Origin of the sequence: Streptomyces sp. NPDC094032 (assembly GCF_040303965.1) — a bacterium.
Taxonomy (GTDB): domain Bacteria; phylum Actinomycetota; class Actinomycetes; order Streptomycetales; family Streptomycetaceae; genus Streptomyces.
Window position 1 is genome coordinate 33,359 of record NZ_JBEOUE010000040.1, and the last position, 12,359, is coordinate 45,717.

Annotated in this window: 11 protein-coding genes, 1 rRNA gene and 1 pseudogene; 2 read left to right on the top strand and 11 right to left on the bottom strand. The window is 73.7% G+C overall.

Annotated elements, in window-relative coordinates; genetic code table 11:
- Nucleotides 1-7 precede the first annotated feature (7 nt).
- The 4 genes from recN to ABTZ54_RS33750 all read right to left on the bottom strand — a co-directional run bounded on the left by recN (nt 8) and on the right by ABTZ54_RS33750 (nt 4,122).
- Complete coding sequence (gene recN / locus ABTZ54_RS33735) at nt 8-1,750, bottom strand: DNA repair protein RecN (protein WP_351671003.1); 1,743 nt, start codon at nt 1,748-1,750, stop codon at nt 8-10.
- Between the two features lie 245 nt (nt 1,751-1,995).
- Complete coding sequence (locus tag ABTZ54_RS33740; protein ID WP_351671006.1) at nt 1,996-2,919, bottom strand: NAD kinase; 924 nt, start codon at nt 2,917-2,919, stop codon at nt 1,996-1,998.
- Nucleotides 2,916-3,731 (bottom strand): TlyA family RNA methyltransferase, encoded by an 816-nt coding sequence (locus ABTZ54_RS33745; protein ID WP_351671009.1) that lies wholly within the window; start codon nt 3,729-3,731, stop codon nt 2,916-2,918. The genes ABTZ54_RS33740 and ABTZ54_RS33745 overlap by 4 nt, the downstream gene beginning before the upstream one ends.
- A 7-nt stretch (nt 3,732-3,738) precedes the next feature.
- A complete protein-coding gene (locus ABTZ54_RS33750) occupies nt 3,739-4,122 on the bottom strand; it encodes a hypothetical protein (RefSeq protein ID WP_351671012.1) in 384 nt (127 codons plus the stop codon).
- A 42-nt stretch (nt 4,123-4,164) separates the two neighbouring features.
- Here ABTZ54_RS33750 and ABTZ54_RS33755 point away from each other — a divergent pair, with 42 nt between their 5' ends.
- Nucleotides 4,165-4,512 (top strand): SCP2 sterol-binding domain-containing protein, encoded by a 348-nt coding sequence (locus ABTZ54_RS33755; RefSeq protein WP_351671015.1) that lies wholly within the window; start codon nt 4,165-4,167, stop codon nt 4,510-4,512.
- On the opposite strand, the gene ABTZ54_RS33760 is transcribed toward ABTZ54_RS33755, so the two are convergent.
- The 4 genes from ABTZ54_RS33760 to ABTZ54_RS33775 form a co-directional block, all read right to left on the bottom strand.
- Nucleotides 4,501-5,376, bottom strand: coding sequence for an ABC transporter ATP-binding protein (locus tag ABTZ54_RS33760; protein ID WP_351671018.1), 876 nt, complete (start codon nt 5,374-5,376; stop codon nt 4,501-4,503). The genes ABTZ54_RS33755 and ABTZ54_RS33760 overlap by 12 nt on opposite strands.
- Nucleotides 5,373-6,407, bottom strand: coding sequence for a FecCD family ABC transporter permease (locus ABTZ54_RS33765; RefSeq protein WP_351671021.1), 1,035 nt, complete (start codon nt 6,405-6,407; stop codon nt 5,373-5,375). The genes ABTZ54_RS33760 and ABTZ54_RS33765 overlap by 4 nt, the downstream gene beginning before the upstream one ends.
- Entirely contained in the window at nt 6,404-7,363 is a 960-nt protein-coding gene (locus ABTZ54_RS33770; protein WP_351671023.1) for a FecCD family ABC transporter permease, read from the bottom strand. The genes ABTZ54_RS33765 and ABTZ54_RS33770 overlap by 4 nt, the downstream gene beginning before the upstream one ends.
- A gap of 236 nt (nt 7,364-7,599) precedes the next feature.
- Entirely contained in the window at nt 7,600-8,658 is a 1,059-nt protein-coding gene (locus ABTZ54_RS33775; protein WP_351671027.1) for an HAD-IIA family hydrolase, read from the bottom strand.
- Between the two features lie 85 nt (nt 8,659-8,743).
- On the opposite strand from ABTZ54_RS33775, the gene ABTZ54_RS33780 reads away from it, so the two are divergent.
- Nucleotides 8,744-10,030, top strand: a complete 1,287-nt coding sequence (locus tag ABTZ54_RS33780) for a DUF1015 domain-containing protein (RefSeq protein WP_351671030.1) — start codon at nt 8,744-8,746, stop codon at nt 10,028-10,030.
- 64 nt (nt 10,031-10,094) lie between these two features.
- Here ABTZ54_RS33780 and ABTZ54_RS33785 read toward each other — a convergent pair whose 3' ends face one another.
- The 3 genes and pseudogenes from ABTZ54_RS33785 to rrf form a co-directional block, all read right to left on the bottom strand.
- On the bottom strand, nt 10,095-10,868 hold the full coding sequence (locus tag ABTZ54_RS33785) for a tetratricopeptide repeat protein (protein ID WP_351671046.1): 774 nt from the start codon (nt 10,866-10,868) through the stop codon (nt 10,095-10,097).
- Nucleotides 10,869-10,892: 24 nt separating this feature from the next.
- Nucleotides 10,893-12,128 (bottom strand): annotated as a pseudogene (locus ABTZ54_RS35775) (hypothetical protein); the annotation flags it as partial.
- Between the two features lie 139 nt (nt 12,129-12,267).
- Nucleotides 12,268-12,359 (bottom strand): 5S ribosomal RNA (gene rrf, locus ABTZ54_RS33795); the annotation flags it as partial.

The following is a 12,359-nucleotide window of genomic DNA, read 5'->3' on the forward strand; positions in this document are numbered from 1 at the left end:
GCCGGCGTCAGCCGTCCGCCCGCGCCGTGGCAAGAAGCTCCTCGGCGTGCGCCCGGGCCGTCTCGGAGTCCTCCTGGCCCGCGAGCATCCGGGACAGTTCCCGCACCCGGTCCTCGCCCTCCAGGACGGTGACGCCGGAGCGGGTGACGGTGCCGTCGTTGGTCTTCTCCACGAGCAGCTGGCGGTCCGCGAAGGCCGCCACCTGGGGCAGGTGGGTGACGACCACGACCTGCGCGGTCCTCGCCAGCTTGGCGAGCCGGCGCCCGATCTCGACGGCCGCCTTGCCGCCGACGCCCGCGTCGACCTCGTCGAAGAGATACGTCGGCACCGGGTCCGTACCCGCGAAGACGACCTCCACCGCGAGCATCACCCGGGACAGCTCACCGCCGGACGCGCCCTTGGCGATCGGCCGCGGCGGGGCGCCCGGGTGCGGGGCCAGCAGCAGCTCGACCTCGTCGGCGCCGGACGGCGTGTACGCGACCCGGCGCCCGCCGACCTCGACGCCGTCGGGGTCCTCGGTCTGCCCGATCGCGAAGGACACCCGCGCGTGCGGCATCGCCAGCGAGGCGAGCTCGGCGGTGACGGCGTCGGCGAAGCGGGCCGCGGCCTCCGTACGGGCGTCGGTGAGCCGCTGCGCGAGCACCGAGAGCTCGTCGCGCAGCCGGTCCCGCTCCCCGGTCAGCTCGCCGACCCGGTCGTCGTCGCCGTCCAGCTCGGTGAGCCGGGCGGCGCTCTCCTCGGCCCAGGCGAGCACGGCCGCGATGTCCGCCCCGTACTTCCGGGTGAGCTGTGTGAGCGCGGCGCGCCGCTCCTCGACGGCGGCGAGCCGCAGCGGGTCGGCGTCCAGGTCGTCGGCGTATCCGGCGAGTTCGCCCGCGACGTCGGAGAGCAGGATGGAGATCTCGCCCATCCGGTCGGCGAGCGCGGCGAGCGCCGGGTCGTGCGCCCGTACGGCCTCCAGGGCCCGGCCCGCGCCCGCGACGAGCATCGTGGCGTCGACGGCCTCGGGGTCCTCCGGCTGGCCCGCGAGCGCGGCGTGCGCCAGGGCGGCGGCGGAGGCCAGGGACTCGGCGTGCCCGAGCCGCTCCGCCTCGGCGGCCAGCTCGACGTCCTCGCCCGGCAGCGGCTCCACGGCCTCGATCTCACCGAGCCCGAAGCGCAGCAGATCGGCCTCCTGGGCCCGCTCCCGGGCCCGGGTGGTGATCTCCTCCAGCTCGGCGGTGACGGCCCGCAGCCGCTTGTACGCCTCGGCGTACGCGCCGAGCGGCACGGCGACGGCGTCGCCCGCGTACCGGTCCAGGGCGCCGCGCTGCCGGGCCGGCTTGAGCAGGCCCTGCTGGTCGGTCTGGCCGTGCACGGCCACCAGCTCGTCGGCGAGCTCGGCGAGCAGCCCCACGGGCACGGAACGCCCGCCCAGGTGCGCCCGTGAGCGTCCCTCGGCCGAGACGGTACGGCTGACCAGCAGCGCACCCTCGTCGAGCTCGGCGCCCGCCTCCTGGGCACGCGCGGCGACCGCGGCGCCCGGGGGCAGCGCGATGCGCCCCTCGACGACGGCGGCGCCCGCCCCGATCCGTACCAGGGCCGGGTCGGCGCGCCCGCCGAGCAGCAGCCCGAGGCTGGTCACGACCATCGTCTTGCCCGCACCGGTCTCACCGGTCACCGCGGTGAACCCGGGCGACAGCTCGACCACCGCGTCGTCGATGACTCCGAGCGACCGTATCCGCATCTCCTCCAGCACGCCCCAGACCATACGAGGTTTTCCCCGCCCGGTGCCACGCAGCCCCGCTCCGGCGGCGATTTCCGCTGGTCCACGAGGTGGCCGCGTGCCGTTCCCGGTGTCGGCTCGTTGACCCGTACGGCTCCCCGCGCACGCGGGGGTGGTCCCGTCTTGTCCGTGTCGGACGAGATACGGACGCGGTGCTCCCCACCCGTGTGGGGATGGCCACACCCGGTGCCGGGCCGAACGGGCCCGGCAGGGCGTGCGGCGTCCCGCTCCTAGTGCGGCGCCCCGCGCCACCCCGACACCGGCAGGGCGAACTTCGCCACCAGCCGGTCCGTGAAGGAGGCGTGGTGCAGGCGGGCGAGGCGGACCGGGACGGCGCCGCGGCGGACCTCGACGCGGGCGCCCGCCGGGAGCTCCACCGTCCGCCGCCCGTCGCACCACAGGACGCCGTGCGGGGTGTGCGGCTCGACCTCGACGGCGAGCACCGAGTCGGGCGTGGTGACCAGCGGCTTGGCGAACAGGGCGTGCGCCCCGATCGGCACCATCAGCAGCGCCTCGACCTCGGGCCAGATCACCGGGCCGCCGGCCGAGAAGGCGTACGCCGTCGAGCCGGTCGGCGTCGCGCAGATGACGCCGTCGCAGCCGAAGCCGGTCACCGGCCGCCCGTCGATGGCGAGCACGACCTCCAGCATCCGCTCCGGGGACACCTTCTGCACGGCCGCCTCGTTGAGCGCCCAGTCCCGGTGCAGGACGTCGCCGTTCTGGTAGACGGTGACGTCGAGGGTCATCCGCTCCTCGACCTCGTACGCCTTGGTCACGACCCGGTCGACGACCTTGTCGAGGTCGTCCCGCTCGGCCTCGGCGAGGAAGCCGACCCGGCCGAGGTTGACGCCGAGCATCGGCACCCCGGAGGCGCGGGAGAACTCCGAGCCGCGCAGCAGCGTGCCGTCGCCGCCGAGGACGACGAGCAGCTCACAGCCGTCGAGCGCGTCGGAGCAGGCCTCCGGCACCTTCTCGACGGACGGCGGCAGCGGCAGGTCCGCCGCCTCCGCCTCCAGGACGCGCACCCCGATGCCGCTGCGGAGCAGCCCGAGGACGACGAGTTCGGCGCTGCGCACCGCGGCCGGCCGGCCGGTGTGCGCGAGCAGGAAGACGGTACGGGTGGAGTCGGTAGAGGTACGCGAACCAGTGCTCAACGAGGTCCTTCCGCCACGGCGCGGTCGACGTCCGCCGGATCGAGCGCGGGCGCCCCGGCCCGCAGCCACAGAAAGTACTCGACGTTGCCGGAGGGCCCGGGCAGCGGGCTCGCCGTCACGCCGAGGACACCGAGCCCGAGCTCGGCCGCCCGCCGGGCCACGTTCTTCACGGCGTCGGCGCGCAGTTCGGCGCTGCGGACGACCCCGCCGGTGCCGAGCCGTTCCTTGCCCACCTCGAACTGCGGCTTGACCATCATGACGAGGTCGGCGCCGGGCGCGGTGCAGGCGGCGAGGGCGGGCAGCACGAGGCCGAGCGGGATGAAGGACAGGTCGCCGACGACGAGGTCGACGGGGACGCCGTCGAGGGCGTCGAGGGTCAGCTCGCGCACGTTGGTGCGGTCCTTGACGGTGACGCGCTCGTCGCTCTGCAGCGACCAGGCGAGCTGCCCGTAGCCGACGTCGACGGCGACGACATGGGCGGCGCCGGCGCGCAGCAGCACGTCGGTGAAGCCGCCGGTCGAGGCGCCCGCGTCGAGCGCGCGCCGGCCCTCGACCTTCAGGCCCTGCGGCACGAAGGCGGCGAAGGCGCCGGCCAGCTTGTGGCCGCCGCGCGAGACGTAGTCGGGGTCGGCGTCGTCCTGGGCGACGACGATGGCCGCGGCGGTCTCCACCTGGGTGGCGGGCTTGGTGGCGACGGTCTTGCCGACGGTCACCCGGCCCGCGGTGATCAGCTGGCTGGCGTGCTCGCGCGACCGCGCCAGCTTGCGTCGTACCAGCTCGGCGTCGAGACGGCGGCGGACCGGTCCTGCCACGTTCGGTTCAGCTCCTGTTGTCGTACGGACGGGGGGCGGGGCGCTCGTCGAGCGAGGTCAGCTCGGCGCGCAGCCCACGGTGTACATCCTCGTACACGTCGAGGTGTCCGTCGGCCGTGAGGTGGTCGGCGTCGCCGAGCCGGTCGAGGAGCACGTCGACGGCGGGCCGCCCGGTGGGGGTCCGCACGACCCCGAGCGGGGCGGGCCCGACGGCCTCGTAGGGGTCCGCCGCCACGTCCGCCGCCATGCCAGCCGCCACGTCAGCCGCCGGGTCCTCCGGGAGGCCCGTCGGGAGGCCCGTCGGGAGGCCCGTCGGGAGGCCCGCCAGGAGGTCCTCCCCGGGCCCTTCGGGACCGGCGGGGCCGTCGGGGGCCGGATGCGCGTCACTCATGCCCCGACGCTATCGCGAAGCGCTGCGGTACCGTCGACGGCGATGGCGACGATCACGGAGTGCCGCGGCGCACTGAGCAGACTTTCGGACAACCTCGCGCGGGCGGACGGCGAGGTGCGCGGCGCCGCCGCGTTCGACCGCAGCCTGAGCTGCCACCTGACCGATCTCGACACGACCTTCACCGGCCGTCTCGTGGACGGCCGGATCGAGGTCGAGGACACCGTCCCCGGCCCGCCGCCCGCCAAGGCGCAGATCCGCCTGCGGATGACCGGCGACGACCTGGTGGCCATGGTGGACGGCGAGCTGAACTTCGCGAAGGCCTGGGCCTCGGGCCGGGTCGGCCTGGAGGCGGGCTTCCGCGATCTGATCAGGCTGCGGTCACTGCTGTAGCGCGAGCTCCTGGGGCTGCGGACGGACCCGCGCCTTGCGCCCCGCCGGCACGACCAGCGGCGTGCCGGTCTCCGGGTCCTCGATGACCTGGCAGCGCAGCCCGAAGACCCGCTCGACGAGCTCCGCCGTGACGACCTCCGACGGCGGCCCCTCGGCGACGACCTCGCCGTCCCGGCAGGCGATGAGGTGGGTCGCGTAACGGGCCGCGTGGTTGAGGTCGTGCAGGACGGCGACGAGGGTGCGGCCCTGGTTCTCGTGGAGTTCGGCGCACAGGTCGAGGACGTCGATCTGGTGCTGGATGTCGAGGAAGGTGGTCGGCTCGTCGAGGAGCAGCAGCGGGGTCTGCTGGGCGAGGGCCATGGCGATCCAGACCCGCTGCCGCTGACCGCCGGAGAGCTCGTCGACGTACCGCTCGGCGAGCTCGGCGACCCCGGTCGAGGCCATCGACTCCTGCACGATCCGCTCGTCCTCGGGCGACCACTGCCGCAGCAGCCCCTGGTGGGGGTAGCGGCCGCGGGCGACGAGGTCGGCGACGGTGATGCCGTCGGGGGCGATGGACGACTGCGGCAGCAGGCCGAGGGTCCTGGCGACCTTCTTGGCGGGCATCGACTGGATCGCCTGCCCGTCGAGCAGGACCCGCCCCTGGCTGGGCTTCAGCATCCGGGAGAGGGCGCGCAGCAGGGTGGACTTGCCGCAGGCGTTGGGGCCGACGATGACCGTGAAGGAGTTGTCGGGGATCTCGACGCTGAGGTCGCGGGCGATGACCCGCTGGTCGTAGGCGAGCGTGACCGAATCGGCCATGAGCCGCTGCGCCTGCTGCTGCCCGTTCATACCCTTGCTCCTGTTGGTGATCTGGGTGGTCATATCCGGCCCGCCTTGCGCTCGCTGACGAGCAGCCAGAGCAGGTAGCAGCCGCCGAGGACGCCGGTGACGACGCCGACCGGCAGCTGCCGCTCGCCGAAGGCGTGGGTGGCGGCCCAGTCGGCGACGAGCAGCAGGGCGGTGCCCATGAGGGCGGAGGCGGCGAGGTTGGGCCCGGGCGAGCGGGTGAGCCGGCGGGCCAGCTGGGGCGCGCTGAGCGAGACGAAGACGATCGGCCCCGCGGCGGCGGTGGCGACGGCGACGAGCAGCACGGCCGAGCCCATGAGCACGATCCGGGTCCGCTCGACCTTCACCCCGAGGGCGTACGCGGCGTCGTCGCCCATCTCCAGCATGCGCAGCGCCCGCCCGTGGCCGAGCACGACCGGCAGCAGCACGCAGCTGACGGCCAGCAGCGGCCAGAACTGGGCCCAGTCGCTGCCGTCGAGCGAGCCGGTCATCCACACGATGGCCCGGGTGGCGTCGACGAGCTGCGCCTTGGTGATGAGGTAGTTGATGGCGGCGGTGAGCATGGCGGCGGCGCCGATGCCGATGAGCACGAGCCGGTAGCCGTTCACGCCGCGCTTCCAGGCGAGCAGGTAGATCACGACGCCGGTGACGAGTCCGCCGACGATCGCGCCGCCGGCCGCCGCCATGGCGCTGCCCTGGAAGAGCACGATGACGACGAGCGCGCCGACGCTGGCGCCCTGGCCGAAGCCGATGACGTCGGGGCTGCCGAGCGGGTTGCGGGAGACCGACTGGAAGACCGCGCCGCCGATGCCGAGCGCGGCGCCGACGAAGACGCCGACCAGGACCCGCGGCAGCCGCAGGTCCATCACGGCGAACTCCTGTACGGGCGTGCCGTGGCCGAGCAGGGTGGCGACGACGTCGCCGGGCGCGATGGGGAAGTCGCCGCTGCCGATGAGGACGACCGCGGCGGCGGCGGACAGGACGAGCAGGCCGAGGACGGAGACGAGCGCGCGCGGCTCGTAGCGTACGGAGAGGCCGCCGCCGGTCCGCAGGGTCTTGGTGCTCACAGCGTGGCCATCCTCTTGCGGCGGACGAGACGGATGAAGACGGGTCCGCCGACGAGCGCGGTGACGATGCCGACCTGGAGCTCTGCGGGCCGCGCGACGACCCGGCCGATGATGTCGGAGCCGAGCAGGATCACGGGCGACAGGACGGCCGCGTACGGGAGGATCCAGCGCATGTCGGGGCCGGTGATCGACCGCACGATGTACGGGACCATCAGGCCGAGGAAGACGATCGGCCCGCAGGCGGCGGTCGCCGCCCCGCACATCAGGGTGACCGACACCATGGCGATGATCCTGGTGCGGTTGAGGTTCGCGCCGAGGGCGCGGGCGGTGTCGTCGCCCATCTCCATGGCGTTCAGGGGCCGGGCGATGAGCAGCGCGAGCACGGCGCCGACCAGGATGAAGGGCGCGACCTGCCCGACGGTGTCCATGGTGGCGGAGGCGAGCGAGCCGACCGTCCAGAAGCGCAGCCGGTCCAGGGCGGCGGAGTCGAGCAGCTGGACCGCGTTGACGTACCCGTACAGCGCGGCGGTGGCCGCGGTCCCGGCGAGCGCGAGGCGCACGGGGGTGGCGCTGCGGCTGCCGCCGAGGACGTAGACGACGACGGAGACGACCGCGGCGCCGACGAAGGCGAACCATACGTAGGTGTCGGCGTCGGTGATGCCGAGGAACGCGATGGCGGAGACGACGGCCGCGGCGGCGCCCGCGTTGACGCCGAGCAGTCCGGGCTCGGCGAGCGGGTTGCGGGTGAGGCCCTGCATGACGGCGCCGGACAGCCCGAGGGCGAGGCCGACGAGCAGCCCGAGGAGGGTGCGGGGGACGCGGACGTCGTGGATGACGACGTCGTTGCGGATGCCGCTGTTCTGGAAAAGCCCGTGCCAGACATCGCCGAGCGGCACCGGCTTGGCACCGATCATGATGCTCAGGACACAGACCAGCAGCAGGACTCCGACGGCCACGGCCAGTCCGACGGCACGCAGGGAATTGCGGCGCGACGGTTTCTGGACAGGGCCGACCGGCTCCGCGCTCGCACGGGAGGGACTCTCGACCAACACGAGGTTAGGTTAGCCTACCCTCCCATCGGTGATCGATCCCCTGTACGCGGGCGATGCCGGCGGGGTACGCGGGGAGGTGCCGGCCGGTGCACCCGGGGGGGGCCAGCCGGTGCACCGGGGGGTGCCGGCCGACCTGCCCGTCACCCCAGCCCGAGCCTCCCCAGCGCCTTCCCGGCGTCGAGACCGCACGCCCCCGCACCCGCGTCCGTCCAGGCCGCCGCGCACAGCGCGCGCACCCCGTCCAGCGGGTCGAGGGACTCCCCCACCCCGTCCACCACCAGCGCGCCGCCGCTCACCGAGGCCGTCCAGCCGCCGCACAGGAACGCCCCCTCGGGACCCTCCGACACCTCCGGCTGCGCCACCAGCAGCCCCCGCAGGTCGGCCGACACATAGGTCGGCCGGTGCTCCGGCACCGCCGCGAGGAGCCGCGCCACATCCGTGACACCGGTCAGCACGAGCAGCGAGTCCACGCCCCCGTTGAACGCCCCCTCGATGTCCGTGTCCAGCCGGTCCCCGACCACCAGCGGCCGCTCGGCCCCGGTCCGCAGCACCGTCTCCCGGTGCATCGGCGGCAACGGCTTGCCCGCGACCTTCGGCTCCGCCCCGGTCGCGATCCGCACCACCTCCACCGCCGCACCGTTCCCCGGCCCGATCCCCCGCGCGCCCGGAATCGTCAGGTCCGTGTTCGACGCGTACCAGGGCAGCCCCCGCGCCACCGCGTAGCTCGCCTCCGCGAACCGCCCCCACGGCAGCTCAGGACCGCCGTAGCCCTGCACCACCGCCGCCGGATCGTCGTCCGCCGACTCCACCGGCACCAGACCCCGCTCGCGCAGCGCCACCCGCAGCCCCTCGCCGCCGATCAGCAGCACCCGCGAGCCGGGCGGCAGCTCGTCCGCGATCAGCCGGGCCACCGCCTGCGCCGAGGTGATCACGTCACCGGCCTCCGCAGGCACCCCGAGCTCGGTGAGGTGCGCCGCCACCGCCTCCGGCGTCCGCAGCGCGTTGTTCGTGACGTACGCGAGGTACATCCCGCCCGCCCGGGCCGTGCCCAGCGCCTCGACGGCGTACCGGATCGCGTGCCCGCCCGCGTAGACGACGCCGTCCAGGTCGAGCAGTGCCGTGTCGTACGCCTCGCTCAGCGCGACCGCACTGCCACTCGGCCGAATCCTGCTGTTCCGGCCCTGGCCGATTCCCGTCATGACCACGTACTCCTCACGTCAACGGGTGAAATTCCCTCACTCCCCCGATCATCGCTCATCGCTACCGGCCACATACGATGACGAGATGAACACTTCAGGTCACGCGGCCGATGACGTCCGCGCCCCAGGACTGCGCCTGGCCCCCTTCCGGGGCCTCCGGTACGTGCCCGCACGGGTCGGCAGCCTGGCAGCCGTGACCTCACCCCCGTACGACGTCGTCGTACGACCTGACGGACTCCACCACCTGGAGTCCTCCGATCCGCACAACATCGTGCGGCTGATCCTCCCCCAGGCCATCACCGCCGGCACCCGCCACCGCAAGGCCGCCGTCACCCTCGACCGCTGGCTCGCCGAGGGCATCCTCGCCCCGGACCCCGACCCCGCGATCTACGTGTACGAGCAGCGCGGCGACGGCGTCCTCCAGCGCGGCCTCATCGGCGCCCTGGAACTCTCCGCGCCCGGCGAGGGCGTCGTCCTCCCGCACGAGGACGTCATGCCGCACGTCGTCGAGGACCGCGCCGCCCTCATGCGCACCACCGCCGCCAACCTGGACCCGCTGCTGCTGACCTACCGCGGCGACGGCGACGGTGCCGGCGCGGTGATCGACCGCACCGTCGAGCGCGAGCCGCTGCTCTCCACCACCACCGAGGACGGCTTCCAGCACCGCCTCTGGGCGGTCACCAACCCGGCCGACCTCGCCGCCGTCGCCGCCGAGCTGGGCCGCCACCAGGCCCTGATCGCCGACGGCCACCACCGCTGGGCCACCTACCTGCGCCTGCGCGACGAGCACACCGCGCCCGGACCCTGGAACTACGGCCTGGTCCTCCTCATCGACACGGCCCGCTATCCCCTGCGGGTCCGCGCGATCCACCGCCTCCTCAACCGCCTCCCGGTCGCCGACGCGCTGGCCGCCGTCGGTGACGCCTTCCGGGTGACGCGCGTCGACGGCCCGCTGTCCGCCGCCCAGGAGGCCCTGGCCACGGCCACGGCGGAGGGCAACGCCTTCCTCCTCGCCGGCGACGGGACCTTCCACCTCCTCGACCGCCCCGACCCGGCCCTCCTCGCCCGCACCATCCGCGCGGACCGCCCCGAGGCCTGGCGCACCCTGGACGCGACGGTCCTGCACTCCACCCTCCTGGACCACGTCTGGCACGTCCCCGACGCCCCCGAGGACATCGCCTACATCCACGACACCGAGGCGGCCGTCGCCCAGGCCGAGCGCCGTGGCGGTACGGCGGTCCTGATGCACCCGGTGAAGGAGGAGGTCGTCCGCGACCTCGCCCGCCAGGGCGTCACGATGCCCCGCAAATCGACCTCCTTCGGCCCCAAGCCGGCCACGGGCCTCGTCCTGCGGAGCCTGGCCATCGACTGAGCCCGGACATGACGAAGGGCGCTCCCCGCGTGCGGGGAGCGCCCTTCTGTCATTCACTCAGCGGTCAGACGTCGTCACGCTCGTCGCGCTCGTCGTCCTCGTCCGCGTCCAGGTCGTCCCTGGCCTCGATGTCGTCCTCGACGTCGTCCTCGTCCTCGTCCTCGAACGCGTCGACGAACTCGACCCCGTCCAGCTCGGCGAGCCGGTCGGAGGCGTCCGTGGAGCCGTCCTTGTCGGCCTCAAGCGCCTTGCCGAACCACTCACGCGCCTCGGCCTCGCGGCCGGCGGCCAGCAGGGCGTCCGCGTACGCGTAGCGCAGTCGCGCGGTCCACGGGTGGTTGGCGCTGGACGCGAGCTCGGGGCTCTGGAGGGTCACGATGGCCGCGTCGAGCTGGCCCATGTCCCGGCGGGCACCGGCGGCCACGAGCCGCATCTCGACCTGCCCGGCCTTGTCCAGCTTCTGCACCTCGGCCTCGCCGGCCATCGCGAGCGCGCGCTCGGGACGGCCCAGACCGCGCTCGCAGTCCGCCATGACGGGCCACAGCTCGACACTGCCGGTCATCCGCCGCGCGGCCCGGAACTCGGCCAGCGCCTCGGAGTACTTCTGCGTCGCGTACGCCGCGAAGCCGGCCGCCTCGCGGACGGCGGCGACACGGGAGGCGAGCCGCAGGGCGACGCGCGAGTACTCGTACGCCTTCTCCGGCTCCTCGTCGATCAGCTGGGCGACCATGACGAGGTTGCGGGAGACGTCCTCGGCCAGCCCCTTGGGCAGGCTCATCAGCTCCTGGCGCACATCCGGGTCGATCTCCTCACCGGTGACCTCCGGGGGGATCGGCAGACGCTTGATCGGCGCGCGGTCCGGACGGTCCCGGTCGTCACGACGCCCGTACCCGCCCCGGTCGTCCCGGCGGTCGTCCCGCCCACGGTAGCCGCCACCGCCGCCACCGCGCCGGTCGTCGTCACGACGCGGGCCACGGAAGCCGCCCCGGTCGTCGCGGCGGTCGTCACGCTGGTAGGACGGACGGTCGTCCCGCCGGAAGGAGGACGGCCGCTCGTCACGACGCTCGTCACGTCGGAACGACGGACGGTCGTCCCGACGGAAGCCGCCGCCACCACGGTTGTCGTCGCGGCGGTCATCACGCTGCTGGTACGACGGACGCTCGTCACGCCCACGGTAGCCACCACCACGGTTGTCGTCACGACGGTCATCACGCTGCTGGTACGAGGGACGCTCATCGCGGCCACGGTAGCCACCGCCACCACCACGGTTGTCGCCGCCACGGCCGTCCCGACGGAACGGCGGACGGTCGCCGCCGCCACGGTTGTCGTCACGGCGGAAGGACGGCCGGTCGTCGCGACGGAAGCCGCCACCACGGTTGTCGCCACCGCGATTGTCATCACGACGGTCGTCGCGGCCGCGGTAGCCGCCGCCACGGTTGTCGTCACGACGGTCGTCACGCTGCTGGTACGAGGGACGCTCATCGCGGCCACGGTAGCCACCGCCACCGCCGCCACCACGGTTGTCATCGCGACGGAACGAGGGACGGTCGCCGCCACGGTCGTCACGCTGCTGGTACGACGGACGCTCGTCGCGGCCACGGTAACCGCCGCCACGGTTGTCATCCCGACGGTTGTCGTCACGACGGAAGGACGGACGGTCGCCGCCACCACGGTTGTCGTCGCGACGGAACGAGGGGCGGTCGTCGCGGCCACGGTAGCCACCGCCACCGCCACGGTTGTCGCCACCACGGTTGTCATCGCGACGGAAGGACGGACGGTCGCCGCCACGGTCGTCACGCTGCTGGTACGACGGACGGTCGTCGCGCCCACGGTAGCCACCGCCACGGTTGTCGTCCCGACGGTCACCGCCACCGCGGTTGTCGTCACGGCGGAACGGCGGACGGTCGCCGCCGCCACGGTTGTCATCGCGGCGGAACGAGGGGCGGTCGTCGCGGCCACGGTAGCCACCGCCACCGCCGCCCCGGTTGTCTCCGCCACGGCTGTCGTCACGACGCGGCCCACGGAAGCCGCCCCGGTCGCCACCGTCACGGCGGCGCGGCTCGCGCTCCGGACGATCGTCGGGAGAGTTGGTGGACATCGACGTGACTCCTGTCTTCGGGTGCTGCAGTCATTCTCGCGCAGCCGGCACCCCGACGCGCGCTTCAGAAAAATTCAAGGAAAAACAAAAGGACCCCTGGTCCCAGCGTGAACGCTGGGACCAGGGGTCCTGAAATATTGTTCGGCGGCGTCCTACTCTCCCACAGGGTCCCCCCTGCAGTACCATCGGCGCTGAAAGGCTTAGCTTCCGGGTTCGGAATGTAACCGGGCG